Source organism: Alphaproteobacteria bacterium (assembly GCA_041396705.1).
Taxonomy (GTDB): Bacteria; Pseudomonadota; Alphaproteobacteria; order CALKHQ01; family CALKHQ01; genus CALKHQ01.
In genome coordinates, this window is record JAWKYB010000006.1 from 98501 (window position 1) to 119363 (window position 20863).

A 20863-nucleotide genomic window follows, 5' to 3' on the forward strand; every position below is an offset into this window, starting at 1 on the left:
AGCGGACCGGCGGCACGTTCGTCGCCGCCACCCGCGACGATGGCGCAGCGTGCCGCGCATCGCTGTGGCGGACTGCACATCCCGAAGGAGTACCCCGCGATAGTCATTGGTTAGGCGACAACCATGGCCTAACTTTGGCGTGTGCGCGAAGCATGGCGTTCATGACATTGGGGGGTGTCGGATGCGGTGGATTGTGACGCTGGCCCTGGCCAGCCTGTTCGGCGGCGCGGCGACGGTTTCGGCGCAGGTGCCGGATGCCTGCACCCAGGGTAACGACTGGCCGGCCCGGATCCAGGCCTGCACCACGGCGATCGACGGCGGCGGCCTTGCGGCCGCGGACCAGGCCGTCGCCTACGATGCGCGCTGCCGCGCCCGGATCGGGCTGCAGCAGTTCGAGCAGGCGATCGGCGACTGCGACCAGGCGATCGCGCTGAACCCCGAGCTGGCCAGCGCCTACAACAACCGGGGCGCCGCGCATGGCAACCTGGGCAACCACCAGCAGGCGGTCGCCGACTTCGACGCCATGGTCCGGCTCGAGCCCAACAACGCCAACGCCGTCAACAACCGGGCGGTCGCCCAGAACCAGGCCGCCTGGGCGCTGTATGTCGGCGGCGACGCGGCCGGCGGCCTGCCGCTGGTCGACCAGGCGCTGGCCGTCGCGCCGAATGCGGCCAATTTCCTCGACACCCGCGGCCACATCAACGCGGCGCTCGGCAACGCCGATGCGGCGCTGGCCGACTTCGAGGCGGCGATGCGCGCCGGCGGCGCCCAGTTCACCCGCCAGTACCAGCAGGCACTGGCCAACTACGGCTACGATCCGGGTCCGGTCGACGGTGCCTACGGCAACCGGACGCGCACGGCTCTGACCGAATGCCTGCAGGCCGGCTGCCGGCTGCTCGAATAGGCGGGCGCGCGGCCGGGTGGCGATCATCGACTGGAAGACCGACGGCGGCCGCGACCTCGTCACCGCCTACAGCGCGCCGGAGATCGTCGGACAGCGCGCCGCCGTGCGCCGCCTGCTTGCGCTGCAGCCGGGCGAACGGGTGATCGACATCGGCAGCGGGCCCGGCCTGCTGGCCGCCGAGATGGCGGCGGAGGTCGGTGCGAACGGGTCGGTGCTGGGCGTCGACATCAACGCCTATCAGCGCGCCTGTGCGCGCGAACAGACCGCCGGCCTGGCGCAGGTCTCGATCGTCGACGGCGACGCCAACACGCTCGACGGCATCGCGCCGGGCTTCGACGCCGCGGTCAGCACCCAGGTGCTGGAATATCTCGATCCGGTGTCGCGGCCGCTCGCCGCGATGGCGCGGGTGCTGCGCCCCGGCGGCCGGGCGCTTGCGCTGGCCACCGACTGGCAAACGCTGGTGATCCATTCCGACGACGACGCGCTGACCAGGCGGATCGCGACGGCCTGGGACGGGCACCTCGCCCACCCGTTCCTGCCGCGCACCCTGGGCAAGAAGCTGACGGAGGCCGGCCTCGCGGTGACCGCCGTCGAGGCCTATCCCATCGTCGCCACCCGCCTGCCGGCCGAGGGCTTCGTCCGCCACTCGCCGACGGGCATGGCCCGGTTCGCGGCAGCGGCCGGCGCGGTCGGCGAGGCCGAGGCCGCCGCCTGGCTCGCCGGGCTGGAGCGGCTGTCGGAAGCGGGCCGATTCTTCTACAGCCTGAACCGGTATCTGTTCCTGGCGGTGAAGCCCGGCGGTTAGCCGCGCAGGCTGCCGCCGGTCTGCTTCTCGACCTGGGCCACCACCCTGGCCGCGACCGCGTCGATCTCGGCGTCGGTCAGCGTCTGGCCCTGCGGCTGCAGGGTAACGGCGATGGCCACCGACTTCTTGCCCTTGGCCATGTGCTCGCCGGCGTAGACGTCGAACACGTCGACGGCAGCGATCAGCTGCTTGTCGGCGGCGCGGGCGGCGCGCACCAGCTTCTCCGCCGGCACCTCGGCGTCGACCACGAAGGCGAAGTCGCGCGCCACCGGCTGCAAGGGCTGCGCCTGCAGCAGCGGGCGCATCGTCGCCTTCTGCTTCGGCAGCGGGGCGCGGTCGAGGAAAATCTCGAATGCGACCACCGGCTGGTCGATGCCCATCTGGCGCAGGATGCGCGGGTGCAGGTCGCCGAACCAGGCGATCTCCGCCTTGCCCAGCCGCAGGGTCGCGGATCGACCCGGGTGGTAGCAGCCGGGCGCATCGGCGGTGACCTGCATGTTGGCGGCCGGCGCGCCGATCGCCTCCAGCGTCGCCAGGCAGTCGGCCTTGGCGTCGAAGGCGTCGACGGCGCGGGCGGTGCGGTTGGCCGCCGGCTCGGCCCAGTGGCGCGGACCGGCGCGGCCGACGCGCAGCCCGGCGGCGACATGGCGCTGGCCCTCGATGCCGAGCGCCTCGTAGGCCGGCCCGACCTCGAACAGCGCGAACCGGTCGAAGCCGCGATCGAGGTTGCGGCGCGCCGCGGCAAGCAAGGAGACCAGGATCGACGGGCGCATCACGTCGAGCTCGCTGGAGATCGGGTTGGCCAGCCGGATCGGCGTGTTGTCGCCGACGAACAGCGCGGCCAGCCGGCCGTCGGTGAAGCTGTAGGTCACCGCCTCCAGCATGCCGCGACCGGCGAGCAGCCGCTTGGCCTGGCTGACGCGCCGCTGGGCGTCGCTGAGCACCGCCGCCGGCATCGCCGCCGGCTTCGGCATCGAGACGGCGGGCACCGCGTCGTAGCCGACGACGCGCACCACCTCCTCGACCAGGTCGGCCTCGCCCTCGACGTCCCAGCGCCAGGGCGGCGGCACGGCGGCAACGACGTCGCCTTCGATGCGCGCCTCGAACCCCAGCGCCTGCAGGATCGCCACCGACCTGTCGGCCGGCACGTCGAGCCCGCCCAGCGCCATCACCCGGCCGGGACGCAGGGTCACCGTGCGCCGCCAGTTCGGCATCGCGCCGGCGGTGACCACCGCGCTCGCCTCGCCGCCGCAGAGTTCGAGGATCAGCCGCGTGCCCACCTCGGCGCCCCAGTCGGCCGAGGTCGGGTCGAGGCCGCGCTCGAAGCGATAGCGGGCGTCGCTGTCGATCTGCAGCGCACGACCGGTGCGCGCGGTACGGCCCGGGTCGAACAGCGCCGATTCCAAGAACACGTTGACCGTCTCGTCGGAGCAGCCGGTCGGCTCGCCGCCGATGATGCCGCCGATGGCCGCGACGCCGTTGGCGTCGGCGATCACGGTCATGCCGTCCTGCAGGGTGTAGGTCTTGCCGTTCAGCGCCGCCAGGCTCTCGCCCGGCCGGGCGAAGCGCATGGTCACGTCGCCGGCCAGCTTGTCGGCATCGAATACGTGCAGCGGCCGACCCAGGTCCATGGTGACCAGGTTGGTGATGTCGACCAGCGCCGAGATCGGCCTGAGCCCGATGGCGTGCAGGCGGTCCTGCAGCCATTTCGGGCTGGGCCCGTTCTTCACGCCGCGGAAATAGCGGCCGACCACATAGGGGCAGGCCTCGCCCTCTGCCAGCAGGTCGCGATGCCAGACGATCGGGCTCCGGAACCCGCCGGCGACCGGCTGCATCCGCGGATCGGCCTTCAGCCTGCCCAGTCCGGAGGCGGCAAGGTCGCGCGCGATGCCGCGCACGCCGGCACAGTCGCCACGGTCGGGCGTCAGCGCGACGTCGATCACCGGATCGTCGAGCCCGGCGATGGCGGCGAAGGACGCGCCGACCGGTGTGTCGGCCGGCAGGTCGATGATGCCCTCGTGGTCGTCACTGATACCCATCTCGCGTTCCGAGCACAGCATGCCATTGGATTCGACGCCGCGGATCACGCCCTTCTTCAGGTCGAGCCCGGTGCCCGGGATGTGGCTGCCGGCGGCGGCGAACACACCCTTCATGCCGGCCCGCGCGTTGGGCGCGCCGCAGACCACCTGCACCGTCCCGCTGCCGGTGTCGACCATGCAGACGCGCAGCCGGTCCGCATTCGGATGCGGCTCGGCCGAGATCACGTGGGCGACCGTGAACGGCGCCAGGGTCGCGGCCGGGTTGTGCACGCCGTCGACCTCCAGCCCCAGCGCGGTCAGCCGGGCGCAGATCGTGTCGAGGTCGGCCTCGGTGTCGAGGTGCTCGCGCAGCCAGTTCAGGGTGAATTTCATCGTCTCGCCCTCCCCCTACTGGCCGCGCACGAGGCTGGGCATCGCCAGCGCCGGAAAGCCGTAGTGGCGCAGCCAGCGCAGGTCGGCCTCGAAGAAGGTGCGCAGGTCGGGGATGCCGTATTTCAGCATGGCGATGCGCTCGATACCCATGCCGAAGGCGAAGCCCTGGTACTCGGCCGGATCGACGCCGCAATAGGCCAGCACCTTCGGATGCACCATGCCGCAGCCGAGGATCTCCAGCCAGTCGCCATAGGCGCCGATCTTCAGTTCGCCGCCGGAGCGGTCGCAGCCGATGTCGACCTCGGCCGAGGGCTCGGTGAACGGGAAGAACGACGGGCGGAAGCGCACCGGCAGGTCGTCGACCCCGAAGAAGGTGCGCACGAAGTCGATCAGGCAGCCCTTCAGGTGGCCCATGTGGCTGGTCTTGTCGACCACCAGCCCCTCGACCTGGTGGAACATCGGCGTGTGGGTCATGTCGCTGTCGCAGCGATAGGTCCGGCCCGGCGCGATCACCCGGATCGGCGTGCCCTGGGCGCTCAGCGCGCGGATCTGCACCGGCGAGGTATGGGTGCGCAGCAGCAGCGGCGAGCCGGCCTCGTCGTGCTCCTCCAGATAGAAGGTGTCGTGCATCTGCCGCGCCGGATGCTCCGGCGGGATGTTGAGGGCGGTGAAATTGTGGAAATCGTCCTCGATGTCGGGTCCCTCGGCGACCGAGAAGCCCATCTGGCCGAAGATCTCGACGATCTCGTCGATGGTCTGGCTGATCGGGTGGATGGCGCCCGGCGCCTCGGCGCGCACCGGCAGGGTCAGGTCGAGCCGGTCGCTGACCAGGCTCTCCGACAGCGCGGCCTCCTCCAGCGCGGCGCGGCGGGCGTCGAGGGCGGCCTGCACCTCGTCCTTCAGCGCGTTGAAGGCCTGACCGGCCTCGCGGCGCTGCTCCGGCGGCAGCGCGCCCAGCGTCTTCATCTGCGCGCTGATCGCGCCCTTCTTGCCCAGCTGGGCCACCCGCACCGCCTCGAGCGCATCGAGGCTGGTCGCCGCCGCGCAGGCGTCCAGCGCCGCGGCACGCAGTTCGTCAACAGACGCGATCCCCTCGCTCATCGTCCAGTCCGTCTTCCCGTCATCGGCAATGAAAAAGGGGCCGTCCAGAACGAACGGCCCCCGATCCCGTACCCGGCAGAACCGGGGGCAGTCACGTGGCGGTGGTAAACGACCGCGCCTGGTTGACCAGCGCCTCGAACGCAGCGGCGTCGGCGACGGCGATGTCGGCCAGCACCTTGCGGTCGAGTTCGATGCCGGCCTGCTTGAGCCCGTGCATCAGCTGCGAGTAGGTCAGCCCGTGCTGGCGCGCGCCGGCATTGATGCGCTGAATCCACAGGCCGCGGAACTGCCGCTTGCGCACGCGCCGGTCGCGATAGGCGTATTGCAGGTTCTTCTCGACCCGCTGCTTCGCGACCTTGATCGTCTTGCTGGCCCGGCCGCGCGCCCCGCGCGCAAGCTTCAGGACCTTCTTGTGCCGGGCGTGCGACGTAACGCCCCGTTTCACCCGCGCCATTGTTCGCGCTCCTCAGCTCGATGGGTTGTCAGAAAACGAAGCCGCGCGTTCAACCGCCGTAGGGCAGGAACCGCCGCGCGAACTGGGCATCGACGGCGGCCATGATCTCGGTGCCGCGCGACTGCCGCTTCATTTTCTTGCTGCGCTTGCGCAGGTTGTGACGCTTGTAGGCGACCGCGTGCCGGATCTTGCCGGACGCGGTGAAGCTGAAGCGCTTCTTGGCGCCGCTCTTCGACTTCATCTTGGGCATTCTCGCACTCCTGATGAGCAACGGTCGCGACGGGCGCGACCCCGGTTCTTGCGGACGTCCGCGGCATGCCCTTGATGGCCGGGACACCTCTGGAGCGCGGGCTTATACGCGTTGTCGCCCGGGATTGCAAGGCCACCGCCCGCGCGGCGGCGCGCAGATCGAAACAAGATAAAATTCCAGACAAACTTGTTTGTATTATCCGACATCATAGAAGTAATTTATTTTATTTTGAATTGTAACAATATCATCACGGACAGCGACAGATTTTTACTTCTGTTTTACTCGCGCGGTCCATGATCGGCCTGTCTGACGAACACACCTGTGCCAAGGAGGCCACCATGACCCGCCTGTTCAAGAAGTTTTTCGCCCAGGAAGACGGCGCGACCGCAATCGAGTACGGCCTGATCGCCGCGCTGGTTTCGGTTGCCGCGATCACCGCGCTGGGCGCGATGGGCGACTCGCTCGACTCGCTGTTCACCACCGTGTCCGGTGAGCTCGACACCGCGGTCAGCGGCGTCGGCGGCGAGGGCGGCGGCGAGTAAGTCTCGCTCCGGCCGGGCCCGGCCGCAACGCCGGGCCCCGCCCCAAACCGACAGGCGCGGCCGTCGTTTCGCAGCCCTCCAAGCGAGGCGCAGGCGGAACGGCGGTCGCGTCTTTTGTGATGCGCGTGCGCCTGCACAGCAAAACATCGCGACATTGGGCGGAACCCGCGCACCGCGTCGAAACGAGCATGAGGAAGAGCGTGCGCCTGCGGCGGACGCCGCAGACAACGGCGCGATTGTCTAGAACATTTTCGCAAAACATCCCGGACAAATACTGATCTTGATTGCGATTTTCGAAGCGAAATATTTATCTTGTCTGTAAATTTTACACCTTGTTAAGGCGGCTTCGCAACGGTCGGAGAGTCTGACGGCAACAACCAGCCAAGGAGGCCACAATGACCCGTCTGCTCAAGCGGTTCCTCACCCAGGACGAAGGAGCCACCGCGATCGAATACGGCCTGATCGCCGCCCTCGTGTCGGTCGCGGCCATCACGGCGCTGGGCTCCATGGGCGATTCGCTCGACACCCTGTTCACCACCGTCTCCGGCGAGCTCGACACCGCGGTCGGCGGCGTCGGCGGCGAAGGCGGCGGCGAGTAAGGCGCAGGGCCGCGCGGCCGGGTCCGACGCGGGCCCGGCCGCCTCCCCGCCGCGGCACGCCCGCCCGGGCACCGGCGCGATCGCCGCAGCGCACACCTCTTTTTTACGGACCGGTGCTTAGCATTGGGCCGACCGTAAGCCCGCTGCCCGGAACCGTATGACCATGACCTTCCAATTCGAGTGGCTCGTCATCGCTGCCTTCGCCGGAATCGTGGCCTGGGCGGTGATCAACGACTGCCTGGCGTTCCGCATTCCGAACGTGGCCTGCGTTGCGCTGGTCGCGCTCTACCCGGCGTGGGTGGCCGTGGCGTGGCCGGCCGACGAGCCGTGGCTGCAGATCGCGCTGCACGTCGGCGTCGGCGCCGGTGCGCTGGTGGTCGGCTTCGTGCTGTTCATGCTGCGTGCCTTCGGCGCCGGCGACGCCAAGCTGCTGGCCGCGATCGCGCTGTGGGCCGGCCCGGCGCTGATCGTCGACCTGGTGCTGGCGACCGCCATCGCCGGCGGCGTGCTGTCGATGGTGATCATCCTCGGGCGGCGCATGGCCGACATGTTCGCGCTGGAATATCGCGCCCGGGCGCTGGCCGCCTTTTTCTATCGCGGACGCCACACCGATGCGGCGACCGGCAACGACGCTGCTGCCGAGCCGGCGGCGACCGAGGCGTCGGCGCCCCGCCGCCCGGCGACGATCAGCTTCGAGCGGCCGATCCCCTATGGCATCGCCATCGGTTTCGGAGCGGCCACCGTGGCTTACGGCTTGTTAACGACGTTCGGTGCAGCATAACGCCCGCAGGCAGCGCTGAACGAGACCGTTCCGCGCGGCGCAAGGAGACTTCGGAGCATGCGCGTAGCAATCCTGGGACTGTTGGCCTTGCTGGTTGGCGGCGCCACGATCTTCCTGGCGAAGAACTGGCTGGCCAACGAGCGCGCCAACAACACCGCGCAGACCGCCGCACCGCAGGTGCCGACGACCATGGTGCTCGTCGCCGCCACCGACATGGAGCCGAGCCACTTCGTCAAGGAAGAGGACCTGCGTTGGCAGCCCTGGCCCGACGACAACCTGGCCGAAGCCTATATCCTCCAGGACGAGGGCGTCCCGGCCGACTTCATCGGCACCGTGGTGCGCACCGCCATCGGCGCCGGCGACCCGATCACCGCCTCGCGCGTCGTGCGCCCGGGCGACCGCGGCTTCCTCGCCGCGGTGCTCTCGGCCGGCATGCGCGCGGTTTCCGTGCCGGTGAACGAGACCTCCGGCATCGCCGGGCTGATCTTCCCGGGCGACCATGTCGACGTGATCCTGACCCATTCGGTCCGCCAGGACACATCGGCCGGCGTGCAGATGCGCCAGGTCAGCGAAACCGTGCTGACCAACGTGCGGGTCCTGGCCATCGACCAGAACGTCTCCGTCGAGAGCAGCGCGGCCGCGGTCGGCGACACCGCCACGCTGGAGGTGACCCCGCAGGAGGCCGAGAAGGTCTCGGTGATGATGCAGATCGGCCGCCTGTCGCTCAGCCTGCGCAGCCTGGCCGAAGGCGAATCCGCGCCGGCGCTGTCCGGCAACACCTATACGACCGATACGGATGTCTCGAGCTGGATCGAGCTTCCGAGCGAGGAGGTGCAGGCAGCGCCTCAGCGGGAAGAGCCGGCGCCGCAGATCACCATCGTGCGCGGCGGCCGCACCAGCACCTCACAAACCGCACAACCGGCCGTCGCTCCGCAGCAGGAGCAGTCCGGCGAAGAAAGCACTCAGCAGCCAGGCGAGGCTCAGTCGAGCGCCCCCGAGAACACACTGCAATAGCGATGACGGAGCCCGCCCCCATGAGCCGCATTTCCAGCAGCCCGCTGCGCACGCTGTGCGCCGCCGCCTGCGCCGCCTTCAGCCTGGCCCTGTCGTTCTCCCCGGCCGCCCGGGCGGTGGAGCGCGTCGTGTCGAACACGACCAGTGTCGCCGTCGAGATCAGCAAGGGCGAGCTCTACAAGCTCGATTCCCCGGCGGCGACCGTGTTCATCGCCGATCCGAACATCGCCGACGTTCAGGTGATGTCGGCCACGCTGATCTACATCTACGGAATCACGCCGGGCGACACCAACCTCTACGCGGTGGGCGCCAACGACCAGATCATCGCCAACATGCAGATCCACGTGGTGCCCAACATCACGCGGCTGGACCAGGCGATCGACCAGGTCGCGCCGGACAGCACGGTGCAGGTCAGCGCGGTGCAGGACAGCCTGGTCATCACCGGCGCGGTCAATTCCGCGGTCGAGGCGGCCGACCTGCAGGTGCTGGCCAACCAGTTCGTCGGCGAGGGCGGCCAGGTGATCAACCGCGCCCGGGTGGACGGCCCGAACCAGGTGAACCTGCGGGTGCGCTTCGTCGAGGCGCGGCGCGAGGACATCCGCCAGCTCGGCATCAACTGGGAGACGCTGCTGAACCCGCGCGGCATCGTGTTCGGCCTGCTCAACGGCGCCGACTTCATCAGCGACAACGCCCAGACCGGCGTGCGCACGATCACCCAGACCGGCACCGGCGGCTTCAACGTGCTGGCCGGCCTCAACCGCGGTTCGCAGGACATCAACGTCCTGATCGACGCGCTCGACGGCGAGGGCCTGGTCTCGATCCTGGCCGAGCCGAACCTGACCGCCGTGTCGGGCGAGACGGCGAGCTTCCTGGCCGGCGGCGAGTTCCCGATCCCGGTCAGCCAGGACAACGACATCGCCATCGAGTATCAGAAGTTCGGCGTGTCGCTGGAGTTCACCGCGACGATCCTGGGCGACAACCGGATCAGCATGCGGGTGCGGCCCGAGGTCAGCGAGATCTCCAACGAGGGCGGCATCGAGATCAACGGTTTCGACGTGCCGGTGCTGATCACCCGTCGTGCCGAGACCACGGTGGAAATGGGCAGCGGCCAGACCTTCGCCATCGCCGGCCTGTTCCAGTCGCGCACCTCGAACTCGGTCAACGTGCTGCCGATCATGGGCGACCTGCCGATCATCGGCGCGCTGTTCCGCTCCGAGGACTACCAGCGCAACGAATCCGAGCTGGTGATCCTGCTGACGCCCTATCTGGTCGAGCCGCCGGTGAACCGGCCGTTGTCCACCCCGATCGACCCCTATGCCGGCGTCGCCGACATGGGCCAGCCGATGGCCTCCGGCCCGGCGCTGGCGCCGGCGGCCGGCCCGTCCAACGCCGGCGCTTCGGTCGGCGGGTTCATCCTGCAGTAGGCGGAAAGGATCGCGACGATGCAGTGCACCGACATGCCGCGCTCCGGCGCAGTCCGCCGCGGCGCGGCCGTCCTGGCCGTGCTTGCCGCCGGGCTGGCCCCGACCGCCTGCAACTGGGACCAGGAACTGCAATACGGCTCGCACGTCGCCGTGCTTGACCCGGACCGGTCCAGCAGCGCGTTCGGCTGGTACCAGACCGAGCTGTCCCACGCCGTCCGCTTCGCGCCCGGCACGCCGACAGCCGATCCGGTCGAGCTGGTGCTGCTCAACCAGTTCATCGACGACGTCGGCGTCGAGACGAACGACGAAGTGTGGGCGATCGCCGGCGGCCCGATGGCGCAGCAGCGCACCGCCGCCGTGGTGGAAGCCTTCTCGCTGCGCGGCCACCGCATCACACCGCAGATCGACCCGCTGGCGACCGAGGGCGACGTGACCGTGACGATCCGCCGCGTCGTCTATGCCGCGTCGGCCTGCGTCGCCGACGGCTATCCGATGCGCGATGGCGGCACCTCGATGCCGCTCGGCTGCGCCAACGCGCTGAACCTGCAGGGCATGGTGGCGCGACCGGAGGAGCTGATGGGCGGCCTGGCCACCGAAAGCGTCGAAACCCAACCGGCCGTCAGCGCGATCACGCGCTACCGCAACGGCAACATCACGCCGCTCATGAGCAGCGAAGGCACCTCCGGAGACTAGGGCGATCATGAGCCTGGCCGAACAGATTCCCGACGCGACGCCGCGCAAGAACGTGCGGTCGCCGGTGCTCGCCTTCATCTGCGATGAGGCGACGCTGGAGGCTGTCGCCCGCGTCGTGCCCGGCGGCCGCCGGGGCGTCGAGGTCTGCGAGGGCGGCATCGAGACCGCCATCAGGGTGCTGGGCCCGGAACGCTCGCCCGACCTGCTGATCCTCGACATCTCGGAGACCTCGTCGCCGGTCGAGGACATCAACGCGGTGCGCGAGCAGATCGACCGGTCGACGACGATCATCGCGATCGGCGAGCAGAACGACGTCACCCTGTACCGCGCGCTGACCGGCGCCGGAGTGAACGACTACCTGGTCAAGCCGGTGACCAGCGCCGACCTGCGCCGCGCGCTGCTGACCGCCAGCAACGAGACCAGGCCGGAGACCAGCGAGTCCCCGCGCGGCCGTGTGGTCGTGGTGGTGGGCACCCGCGGCGGCGTCGGCGCCAGCACCATCGCGGTCAACATCGCCTGGCTCAGCGCCAACGAGCACGACGCGCGCACCGTCCTGGTCGACCTCGACCTGCATTTCGGCACCGCGGCCCTGGCGCTCGACCTGGAGCCGGGTCACGGCCTGCGCGACGCCCTGTGCAACCCCGACCGGATCGACGGCCTGTTCGTGGCCAGCGCGCTGGTGCACGACGGCGAGAACCTGTTCGTGCTTGGCGGCGAGGAGCCGATCGAGGAGCATGTGCCGCTGCGTGCCGATGCGCTGTCGTTCCTGATGGCCGAACTGCAGCAGGGCTTCGAGACGGTGGTCGTCGACATGCCGCGCAACGTGCTGAGCGGCGACCCGTCGATGCTGGCCGGCGCCCATGCGGTGGCCATCGTCACCGACCTGTCGCTGGCCGGCTTGCGCGATGCCGTGCGCATCCGCAACACGGTGCGCAAGGCCGCGCCGGAGGCGCAGATCCAGTTCATCGTCAACCGGGCCGGCCTGCACCGCAGGGCCGAGATGTCCGAAGCCGACTTCGAGCGGAACCTCGAGGACAAGATCGCCTACATCGTGCCCGAGGATGCAAAGGCCGCGGCCAACGCGGCCGGCGGTAAGCCGCTGGCGGAGGCGAACAAGCACGGCAAGGCCGCCGGCATGCTGCGCGACATCGCCAGCGGGCTGCGCGGCGCCGCGCCGAAAAAGAAGGGCAAGCTGGGGCTGTTGGGCGGGCTGATGCAGAAGAAGCCGAAATAGCCGCAACGATCTAAGGCCGGGCGACAGGATGCCGCCCGGATGGGGTAGCAGGTATGCTTGGACAGATTTTCTCGGGCTCGAAGGCCAACGGCGCCGCGCATGGCGGCGGTGCGGACCACGCACACCTCGAGGCGCTGCGGCGCGACCTGAAGCCCCTGGTCTTCGACCATATCAAGCCGTCCTTCGCCCGGCGGCTCGGCCGCAAGGAGCTGGCCGGCCGGATCACCGACGTGATCATGCCGGTGCTGGACCGCGACCCCGAGCCGCTGGACCTGATCGCGCTGCGCGAGCTGATCAACATGATCGCGCAGGACCTGCTGGGCGCGACCACCGACTCGCTGTCGGAAGCGGAATCGGCGCAGGCCAGCATCGACGCGATCTCGCAGGCCGCACCGGCGCCCGGCCCCCGGCCCAAGGTCAACCCCCATCTCGAGGCGATCACGGTCGAGGCGCCGCGCGCGAAGCAGAAGCCGGCGCCGTCCGGCAGCGGCAGCGCGCGCCCGATCTCGACCCCGCAGGCCACCATCGCGTCGGCCATGCGCCAGATAAAGCCGATCCTGATGGAGCGGATCGACATCGAGACCGCGTCGGCGCTGGAGCCCGACATCCTGGTCCGCGAGCTCGACAGCGTCGTCGCCGAGATCCGCGACGAGATCCGGCTGCACCTGAACGCCAACGAGCACCGCGACCTGGTCCGCGCGATGGTCGACGACATGGTCGGCCTGGGACCGCTGGAGCCGCTGCTGGCCGACGAGTCGGTCAGCGACATCATGGTCAACGGCCCGCACCAGGTTTACATCGAGCGCGGCGGCAAGCTGGTGCTGACCGACGTCAAGTTCGTCGACAACGCCCATGTGATGAACGTGGCGACCCGGATCGTCACCCGCATCGGCCGCCGCGTCGACGAAAGCAACCCGATCTGCGACGCCCGCCTGCTCGACGGCTCCCGCGTCAACGTCATCGCCCCGCCGCTGGCCATCGACGGCTGCTCGATCTCGATTCGTAAGTTCTCCCAGAAGAAGCTGTCGCTCGACAGCATCGGCGCCGGCGGCGGCATGTCGCCGGGCATGGTCACCACGCTGAAGATCGCCTCGCGGTCCAGGCTCAACATCATCGTCTCCGGCGGTACCGGCTCCGGCAAGACCACGCTGCTGAACGCGCTGTCCGAACTGATCGACCACGGCGAGCGCATCGTCACCATCGAGGACGCGGCCGAACTGCAGCTGCAGCAGCCGCACGTGATCCGGCTGGAGACCCGGCCCGCCAGCCTGGAAGGCACCGGCGAGATCACCATGCGCGACCTGGTCAAGAACTCGCTGCGTATGCGCCCGGACCGCATCATCCTCGGCGAGGTGCGCGGACCCGAGGCGATCGACATGCTGCAGGCGATGAACACCGGCCACGACGGGTCGATGTGTACGCTGCACGCCAACTCGCCGCGCGACGCGCTGACCCGCATGGAAAACATGATCAACATGGGGACCAGCAACCTGCCGTCGAAGGCGATCCGCCACCAGATCGCCGGCGCGGTCGACCTGATCGTCCAGGCCAGCCGCATGCGCGACGGCCGCCGCCGCATCACCAACATTACCGAGGTGATCGGCATGGAGGGCGACGTGATCGTCACCCAGGAGCTGTTCAAGTTCGAATTCGACGGCGAGAACGACCGCGGCGAACTGAAGGGCAACTTCAAGAGCGCGGGCATGCGGCCGCATTTCCTGCCCAAGGCCGACTACTACGGGCTGGGGCAGGCCCTGCTGGAAGTGCTGTAACGCCGATCGGGCGCGGAGCGGACGATGGAAGAGCTACTCAACCAAGAGATCGCCGGCATCCCGGTCCCCCTGGTGCTGCTCGGCCTGGGCTGCATGACGCTGGTCATGCTGGTCGGGCTGGCGGTGACGGCCGGCGGGTCGAGCCGCAGCCAGCGCAACAAGCAGGCCAACGCCATCATGCGCCGCCTGAACGGCAGCGCCGGCGGCAGGCGCCGCGGCAAGATGGCGGAGCCGACGCTGCGCATGCGCAAGGCCGACAGCGGCGTCGACAAGGCGTTCGGCCGCTTCGTGCCGCGGCCGGAACTTGTCCGCCGCCGGCTGGAACGGGCCGGGCTGAAGATCTCGGTCGGCCAGTATGCGCTGCTCGGCCTGGTGCTGATCGGCGCGTTCGGGCTGCTGATCAAGGTTTTCGTCGGCCTGCCGATGGCGGCCGCGCTGCTGTTCGGCTTCGTCGCGGCGCTGTTCGTGCCGCACATGGTGGTCGGCTTCATGATCGGCCGGCGCAAGAACAAGTTCCTGAAGCTGTTCCCCGAGGCGATCGACCTGATCGTCCGCGGCCTGAAGTCGGGCCTGCCGGTCACCGAATCGATGGTCGGCGTCGGCAACGAGATCGCCGATCCGGTCGGCATCGAGTTCCGCCGCGTGACCGAGAGCATCCGCTTCGGCAAGTCGATGGAGGAGTCGCTGTGGGCCTCGGCCAACCGTCTCGGCCTGCCGGAATTCAAGTTCTTCGTCATCAGCCTGGCGATCCAGCGTGAGACCGGCGGCAACCTGGCCGAGACGCTGGGCAACCTCAGCGACATCCTGCGCAAGCGCCACCAGGCCAAGCTGAAGATCAAGGCGCTGTCGTCGGAAGCGAAGGCGAGCGCGATCATCATCGGCGCGCTGCCTTTCATCATGTTCTTCCTGCTGAACGTGGTGAAGGCCGGCTACACCGACCCGCTGCTCACCGACCCGCGCGGCCAGGTCATGCTGGCCGGCGCCATCATCTGGCTGTCGATGGGCGTGCTGACCATGGCCAAAATGGTGAGGTTCGAAATCTGATGCTGGACATGCTCGGCCTGGACCTGGAACCGGAGGACATCATCGTCCTCGCCGCCGGGCTGTCGGCGGTGCTGGCGGTGTTCGTGCTGTGGGCGGCGTTCGTGCCGGACAACCCGCTCGCCAGCCGCGCCCGCCGGTTGATGGCCCACCGCGAGGCGCTGCGGCAGGAGGCGATCCGCCCGCGCCGCCGCGGCACCAACGAAAAGACGCTGTCGATGATGAAGTCGGTGGTGTCGCGGATGAAGCTCGCGCGCCGGCTGTCGTCGTCCAACCTGAACGTGCGCCTGCTGCGTGCCGGCATCCGCAGCCCCGAGGCGCAGGTCAAATACCTGTTCTACAAGCTTGCGTTGCCGGTCGGCTTCATCGGCTTCGCGGTGTTCGTGCTCTACGTCGGCGAGCTCTACCAGGTCTCGTCGAGCACCAAGATGATGATCACCATCGGCGCCGGGGCGCTGGGCTTCTTCGGCCCCGACATCTACCTGATGAACCGGCAGACCAAGCGGAAGAAGGAGCTGACCAAGGCGCTGCCCGACGGGCTGGACCTGCTGGTGATCTGCGCCGAGGCCGGCCTGCACCTGGACAGCGCGCTGAACCGCGTGGCCGAGGAAATGGCCCAGCGCTCGGTCGACCTCGCGGACGAGCTGGCGCTGGCGGCGGTCGAGCTGAGCTTCCTGCCCGAGCGCAAGATGGCGCTCGACAACCTGGCGATGCGCACCAACCTGCCGGCGGTGCGCGGACTGGTCAACACGCTGATCCAGACCGAGAAATACGGCACGCCGCTGGCCCAGTCGCTGCGCGTGCTGTCGGCCGAGCTGCGCCACGAGCGGCTGATGCGGGCGGAGGAGAAGGCGGCCCGGCTGCCGGCCATCCTGACCGTGCCGATGATCATCTTCATCCTGCCGCCGCTGTTCATCGTGCTGCTGTCGCCGGCGGTGCTGCAGGCGATCGACACGGCCAAGGAAACCTTCAAATGAGGAGCGCGGCCGCCCCGTTCCCGACGCAGAAAAGCCGCCCGGCGATCCGGGCGGCTTGCGCGCGTGACGGGTCCGCCCGGCTGCGGGCGGCGTTCGGCTCAGTGCGGAACGGCGGCGACCAGGATCAGGCCGGTGTCGTCAGCGGAGTCCACCAGGAAGCCCACCTGCGTGGTGGCCTGCGGCGCGCCGATGCCGCCGGTGATGGCCATTGCCCGGGCGGACGACGGCTCGATGCTGCGCAGCAGCTGGTAGTAGTCCAGGTTGGCGGCGACGTCGGTGGCGTTCATGTCGCGGGCAGCCACTTCCGCGGCCTCGGTGTCGCGGCCGGCGAGGCCGAGCACCATGGCCAGGGTCTGGCGATGGCGCGGTGTCGCCAGCGCCGACTGGCCCACTTCGCTGGCCAGCGCAACCGCGGCGTCGTAGTCGCCCGACAGGGCCAGCGACAGCGCGAGGTTGTTGGCGAGGTTGATGTTCTCCGGCGCGCTCGCCATCCCGGCGCGGTAGTTCTCCTGTGCCATCCGGTGCTGGCCGATCAGGTCGAGCGCCACGCCCAGGCTGCCGCGCACCTCGGGGCTGTCGGCCAGCGCCAGGGCCTGCTGCAGATAGGGCAGCGCGTCTTCCGGACGGGTCTCGGCGATCAGGGCATTGCCCAGCCGGCGCAAGGTCGCCGGGTCGTTCGGGCTGCGGTCGGCGGCCGCCTGATAGGTGTCGATCGCCGACGCGCCGGCGCCGACCTGCTGCTGCAGTTCGCCCAGCCGCGACAGGGCGGCGGTCGAATCCGGGTCCATGGCCAGCGCCTGCTCGTAGAGCGCGATCGCGGTGACCTGGTCGCCGCGCGACAGCGTGAAGTCGCCCATGCGGACCAGCCGGGCCGCCTCGCTGCTGCCCGATCCGGCGCCGTCCAGCCAGCCGTCGAAATCCAGGCCCGCACAGCCACTCAGCCCGATGGCGAACATCCCGCCACCGATCATCTGCACAACGCGCCGTCCGTAACCCATCGCCCGACACCCTTCGTCGACATCGTGGTTAACGGTTTAGCGCGCAAAGCCTTTCGCTATGGTAAACGGGGAATGAAATGATGCTCGCCCTGCGTCGCATCCGGCCGGCCGGTCACGCCGCCCTCCTCCGACAAGCGAACAACCGTCCCCGGCCGCGCGCCGGCGCCTTTCTGCGCGACGAAGGCGGCGCCGCCCTGGTCGAGTTCGCCTTCGCCGGACCGATCCTGCTGACCACGCTGATCGGCATCGTCGAGGTCTCGATGGTGATCTTCCTCAACCTGATGGTCGAGAGCGGTGTGCGCGAGGCCGCGCGCTTCGGCCTGACCGGCGCCGAGCAGGAGGGAATGACCCGCGAGGAATACATCGTGCAGGTGATCAACGACCGCACGATGGGCCTGCTCGACATCACCGACGAGAATGTCGAGATGCTGGTCTACGACAGCTTCGAAGACATCGTGGAGGCCGAGCCGTATGTCGACGTCAACCTGAACGAGCAGTACGACGACGGCGAGCCCTACACCGACACCAACGGCAACGGCGCCTACGACGCCGATCCCGGCGTGGCCGGCGCCGGCGAATCCGGCGAGATCGTGCTGTACCGGGTGACCGCCAACTGGGCGATCTTCACCACCTATCTGGCCGACCTGCTCGGCGACAACGGCCTGTTCACGGTGTCGGCCAGCGTCGTCGTCCGCAACGAACCCTGGGATATCGGAACATGAGCGAGCTGAGCCTGCCCGGCCGGTTGCCGCGCGCACTGCGCCGCCTGGCCCGCGAGGAAGACGGCGGGATCCTGGTCGAGACCGCTTTCGTCATGCCGATCCTGCTGACCCTGCTGCTCGGCTCGGTCGAGGTCGGCCGCTACATCATCGTCAACCAGAAGCTGGAGCGGGCCGCCTCGTCGGTGGCCGACCTGGTCGCCCAGTCCAATGACACGGTCTCGCTGGAAGAGATCCAGACCCTGTTCGGCATCGTGCCCCATATCGTCTCGCCCTACGACATCGTCGACAACGGGCGGGTGATCATCACCGCGGTCACCCGTGGCGACGACGAGAGCGACGAGCCGGTCGTGGCTTGGCAGATCGACGGACTGGGAACGCTGGACGGCGTGTCCAGTGTGATCGGCGGCGTCGGCGACACCGCCAACCTGCCCGACGGCTTCGTGCTGCCGACCGGCGAGACGATCATCGTCGGCGAGGCCTGGTACGACTACGACGCGTATTTCTTCGAGTCGATCGACCCGACCGGCCCGATGTATCACCGCGCCTACTACCGCCCGCGCCTGGCGAGCCTCAGCCAGACGCCGGAGTCCGAGGAATAGGCCGCCGGCGGTCGCGCGGCGACGCGCGACGCAGGTCCTCCAACGCGGCCCCACGTCACGGCCGAGCCTGGTGCGTCCAGCGTCGCGAAGGACGCAGGCGTGATGCTCCGACCCATTGGATTCGACCGACCGGTCGCCGGTTGGAAGCGCCTGTTCGGTTGGCGGTCGATCGGCTGCGAAACCGCGCGCCTCAACGCTCCGGCTGGTCGAGCGCCGCCAGCGCCACCTGCCGCACGTCCTCGGCCTGCCGGCCCAGCGCCGGGTTCAGCGCCTCCGCCAGCTCGGCGTGGCGGATGGCCGGCTGCCACAGACCCTGCGCGACATAGACCTTGGCGATCGACAGGTGGGCGACGCTGTCGTTGGGCTGCGCCACGATCAGGCGGTTGAGCGCGTCGAGCGCTGCCTGCGGCCGCCCGCCGGCCTCGGCCAGGCGGGCCATCGCCCGCAGCGCGGCCGGATGATCCGCCTCGATCGCCAGCGCCGTCTCCAGGTCGGTTTCCGCCGCCTCGTTTTCGCCCAGCGCTTCGCGCGCCCGGGCGCGGTCGACGAACAGGTCGGCATTGTCGGGCGACAGCCCGATGGCGCGGGTGAACGCCGCCTCGGCCTCGGCCGGCCGGTCGAGCGCCAGCAGCGCATGGCCCATATTGGTCTGGTGGGTCGACCGCTGTGGTTCGATCGCAGCGGCCCGCTCGAACTGAGCCAGCGCGCGCTGCGGATCGCCCTGGCGCATCCGCACCACGCCGAGCTGGGCGTGGGCCCGCACCTCGTCGTCGTCGCGTGCGATCGCCTGCTCCAGATCGGCGGCGGCCTGGTCGAGGTCGCCCACCCGCAGTTGGGTCACCGCGCGCATCAACAGCGCCTCGGACATCGTCGGGTCGAGCGCCAGCGCGGCGGTGAAGTCCTCGCGCGCACCGGCGTAGTTCTCCTCCGCCAGCCGGACATGGCCGCGGCCGAGGAACAGGCCGGCGACACCGGGCTGCAGCCCGATCGCCATCGACAGGTCGTGCTCGGCCGCGTCGAAGTCGCCGAGCCGGGCGAAGGTGCTCGACCGGTTCAGATAGGCCGGGACGTAGGTCGCGTCCTCGTCGATCGCGTCGTCATAGTCGCGCAGCGCCTCGCGCAGGCGCCCCAGCGCGGAGTAGGCGGTGCCGCGGTTGTTGTAGAGCACGGCCGCATCCAGCCCGACCAGCGAGGCGGTCTCGATGAAGTCGGTGCAGGCCTCGATCTGGCGCTCGTGCTCGCCGCGCACGCCGGCCTGGTAGCATTCGTCGGTCATCTCCGACTTCAGGTAGACCCAGACCGTCCAGACGATGCCGACCCCGAACACGACACCGATCAGCACCTTGCGCATGCGCGACCCCCTTGCCGATGCCGCGCCGTCGGGCGGCGCGCTCGCGGCGGTCCGGACGGACCGCCGCCGACGACAATGCCGGAATCGCGATTAACCGGGGTTAAGATGCGGGACTATCGTATCGAATTCGAACCAATCCGGCCGGCGCGACCGCGGATCAGGCGGTGCCCGCCTTCTGCGCCTCGAGGTCGTCCTCGATGAAGGCCTTGATGACGTCGTCCATCGACGCATCGGTCTCGATGCCCAGCCGGCCGGCGCGCTCCGGCGCCACCCGGGTCGGCCAGCCGGACACGATCTTCTGGATCGCCGGGTCGGGCGCCCAGCGGATCAGGTCGACCGCCTCCTGCCCGCCGGCGCGGCCCAGCGCAGCGGCCATCTCCTCGACCGTGACCGACAGGCCGGGCAGCAGGATCGAACGCCACGAGCCCAGCGCCGCCGCATCGAGCTCGAACGCCTTCAGGAAGCTGTCGACCACGCGCCGCGGCGACATGATCGGCATCACCGTATCGGGCGACACCGGGCAGATCGCCTCGCGCCCGCACAGCGGCTCGCGGATGATCGAGCTGGCGAAGGTCGACGCCGCCTTGTTCGGCTTGCCCGGCCGCACCACGATGGTCGGCAGCCGCAGCGAGCGGCCGTCGATGAACCCCTTGCGGCTGTAGTCGGAGACCAGCAGCTCGCCGGCAGCCTTCTGGATGCCGTAGGAGTTCTGCGGCGTCTGCGGAGTCTCGTCGCGGATCTCCGGCGGCATGTCGCCGCCATAGGTGGCGATCGAGCTTGTGAACATCAGCTTCGGCGCGCGGCCGGTCGCGCGCAGCCGCTCCAGCAGGTGCATGGTGCCGCGCAGGTTGACGTTCATGCCGAGGTCGAAGTCGGCCTCCGCCGCCGCGCTGACCACCGCGGCGAGGTGGAACACGCCGTCGACGTCGTCGGGCACGAATGCATCGACCGAGGCGCGGTCGGTGATGTCGGCGGTGACCACCTTGACGCGTCCGTCGACCGCCTCCGGACCCGGATAGGCCACCGTGTCGGCCAGGATCAGCTGCGACACGGCCTGCGGCTTGCCCTCGCGGCCGACCAGCGTGTCGCGCGCAAGCAGGGCCTTGGTCAGCCGGCGGCCCAGAAAGCCGGCAGCGCCGGTGACGACGATCTTCATGGCATTTCCCCTCAACAACGGCTTTGGCGCCGTGT

The 20863-nt window shown here is 69.4% G+C and carries 21 protein-coding genes; 14 read left to right on the forward strand and 7 right to left on the reverse strand.

The genetic code is table 11. The features are described 5' to 3' along the window. The first annotated feature begins 181 nt into the window (after window positions 1-181). On the forward strand, window positions 182-904 hold the full coding sequence (locus tag R3F55_10050; GenBank protein MEZ5667754.1) for a tetratricopeptide repeat protein: 723 nt from the start codon (window positions 182-184) through the stop codon (window positions 902-904). A 16-nt stretch (window positions 905-920) separates the two neighbouring features. After that, a complete protein-coding gene (locus R3F55_10055) occupies window positions 921-1709 on the forward strand; it encodes a methyltransferase domain-containing protein (protein ID MEZ5667755.1) in 789 nt (262 codons plus the stop codon). On the opposite strand, the gene pheT is transcribed toward R3F55_10055, so the two are convergent. From pheT to rpmI, 4 genes are all read right to left on the reverse strand, one after another. Further along, window positions 1706-4120, reverse strand: coding sequence for a phenylalanine--tRNA ligase subunit beta (pheT, locus tag R3F55_10060; GenBank protein MEZ5667756.1), 2415 nt, complete (start codon window positions 4118-4120; stop codon window positions 1706-1708). The genes R3F55_10055 and pheT overlap by 4 nt on opposite strands. A 15-nt stretch (window positions 4121-4135) precedes the next feature. Beyond that, window positions 4136-5209 carry a phenylalanine--tRNA ligase subunit alpha gene (gene pheS / locus R3F55_10065; protein MEZ5667757.1) on the reverse strand — a complete coding sequence of 358 codons (1074 nt, stop codon included), beginning with the start codon at window positions 5207-5209 and terminating at the stop codon, window positions 4136-4138. A gap of 103 nt (window positions 5210-5312) precedes the next feature. After that, on the reverse strand, window positions 5313-5675 hold the full coding sequence (rplT, locus tag R3F55_10070; protein MEZ5667758.1) for a 50S ribosomal protein L20: 363 nt from the start codon (window positions 5673-5675) through the stop codon (window positions 5313-5315). Between the two features lie 49 nt (window positions 5676-5724). Continuing rightward, window positions 5725-5925, reverse strand: coding sequence for a 50S ribosomal protein L35 (gene rpmI / locus R3F55_10075; protein MEZ5667759.1), 201 nt, complete (start codon window positions 5923-5925; stop codon window positions 5725-5727). A gap of 338 nt (window positions 5926-6263) precedes the next feature. Here rpmI and R3F55_10080 point away from each other — a divergent pair, with 338 nt between their 5' ends. The 10 genes from R3F55_10080 to R3F55_10125 all read left to right on the forward strand — a co-directional run bounded on the left by R3F55_10080 (window position 6264) and on the right by R3F55_10125 (window position 16002). Beyond that, a complete protein-coding gene (locus tag R3F55_10080) occupies window positions 6264-6467 on the forward strand; it encodes a Flp family type IVb pilin (GenBank protein ID MEZ5667760.1) in 204 nt (67 codons plus the stop codon). A gap of 395 nt (window positions 6468-6862) precedes the next feature. Beyond that, a complete protein-coding gene (locus R3F55_10085) occupies window positions 6863-7066 on the forward strand; it encodes a Flp family type IVb pilin (protein MEZ5667761.1) in 204 nt (67 codons plus the stop codon). Window positions 7067-7229: 163 nt separating this feature from the next. After that, window positions 7230-7847 (forward strand): prepilin peptidase, encoded by a 618-nt coding sequence (locus R3F55_10090; GenBank protein ID MEZ5667762.1) that lies wholly within the window; start codon window positions 7230-7232, stop codon window positions 7845-7847. A 57-nt stretch (window positions 7848-7904) separates the two neighbouring features. After that, complete coding sequence (gene cpaB / locus R3F55_10095) at window positions 7905-8861, forward strand: Flp pilus assembly protein CpaB (GenBank protein MEZ5667763.1); 957 nt, start codon at window positions 7905-7907, stop codon at window positions 8859-8861. A 20-nt stretch (window positions 8862-8881) separates the two neighbouring features. Further along, complete coding sequence (locus tag R3F55_10100; protein ID MEZ5667764.1) at window positions 8882-10285, forward strand: type II and III secretion system protein family protein; 1404 nt, start codon at window positions 8882-8884, stop codon at window positions 10283-10285. Window positions 10286-10303: 18 nt separating this feature from the next. Then, window positions 10304-10978 (forward strand): CpaD family pilus assembly lipoprotein, encoded by a 675-nt coding sequence (locus R3F55_10105; protein MEZ5667765.1) that lies wholly within the window; start codon window positions 10304-10306, stop codon window positions 10976-10978. 7 nt (window positions 10979-10985) lie between these two features. After that, on the forward strand, window positions 10986-12212 hold the full coding sequence (locus tag R3F55_10110) for a pilus assembly protein CpaE (GenBank protein ID MEZ5667766.1): 1227 nt from the start codon (window positions 10986-10988) through the stop codon (window positions 12210-12212). 53 nt (window positions 12213-12265) lie between these two features. After that, window positions 12266-13984 carry an ATPase, T2SS/T4P/T4SS family gene (locus R3F55_10115; protein MEZ5667767.1) on the forward strand — a complete coding sequence of 573 codons (1719 nt, stop codon included), beginning with the start codon at window positions 12266-12268 and terminating at the stop codon, window positions 13982-13984. A 24-nt stretch (window positions 13985-14008) separates the two neighbouring features. Next, on the forward strand, window positions 14009-15028 hold the full coding sequence (locus R3F55_10120; GenBank protein ID MEZ5667768.1) for a type II secretion system F family protein: 1020 nt from the start codon (window positions 14009-14011) through the stop codon (window positions 15026-15028). Further along, window positions 15028-16002 carry a type II secretion system F family protein gene (locus R3F55_10125; protein MEZ5667769.1) on the forward strand — a complete coding sequence of 325 codons (975 nt, stop codon included), beginning with the start codon at window positions 15028-15030 and terminating at the stop codon, window positions 16000-16002. Before R3F55_10120 ends, R3F55_10125 begins: the two co-directional genes overlap by 1 nt. Window positions 16003-16100: 98 nt before the next feature. On the opposite strand, the gene R3F55_10130 is transcribed toward R3F55_10125, so the two are convergent. After that, window positions 16101-17000 carry a tetratricopeptide repeat protein gene (locus tag R3F55_10130; protein MEZ5667770.1) on the reverse strand — a complete coding sequence of 300 codons (900 nt, stop codon included), beginning with the start codon at window positions 16998-17000 and terminating at the stop codon, window positions 16101-16103. A gap of 80 nt (window positions 17001-17080) precedes the next feature. On the opposite strand from R3F55_10130, the gene R3F55_10135 reads away from it, so the two are divergent. Beyond that, window positions 17081-17722 carry a pilus assembly protein gene (locus tag R3F55_10135; GenBank protein ID MEZ5667771.1) on the forward strand — a complete coding sequence of 214 codons (642 nt, stop codon included), beginning with the start codon at window positions 17081-17083 and terminating at the stop codon, window positions 17720-17722. After that, complete coding sequence (locus R3F55_10140; protein ID MEZ5667772.1) at window positions 17719-18321, forward strand: TadE/TadG family type IV pilus assembly protein; 603 nt, start codon at window positions 17719-17721, stop codon at window positions 18319-18321. Before R3F55_10135 ends, R3F55_10140 begins: the two co-directional genes overlap by 4 nt. A 190-nt stretch (window positions 18322-18511) precedes the next feature. Here the strand turns inward: R3F55_10140 and R3F55_10145 are convergent, their stop codons facing one another. Together R3F55_10145 and R3F55_10150 are read right to left on the reverse strand one after the other, a co-directional pair. Further along, window positions 18512-19672: a tetratricopeptide repeat protein gene (locus R3F55_10145; protein ID MEZ5667773.1), complete on the reverse strand. Its 1161-nt coding sequence runs from the start codon at window positions 19670-19672 to the stop codon at window positions 18512-18514. A 157-nt stretch (window positions 19673-19829) separates the two neighbouring features. Then, a complete protein-coding gene (locus R3F55_10150) occupies window positions 19830-20828 on the reverse strand; it encodes an NAD-dependent epimerase/dehydratase family protein (GenBank protein ID MEZ5667774.1) in 999 nt (332 codons plus the stop codon). Window positions 20829-20863 lie beyond the last annotated feature (35 nt).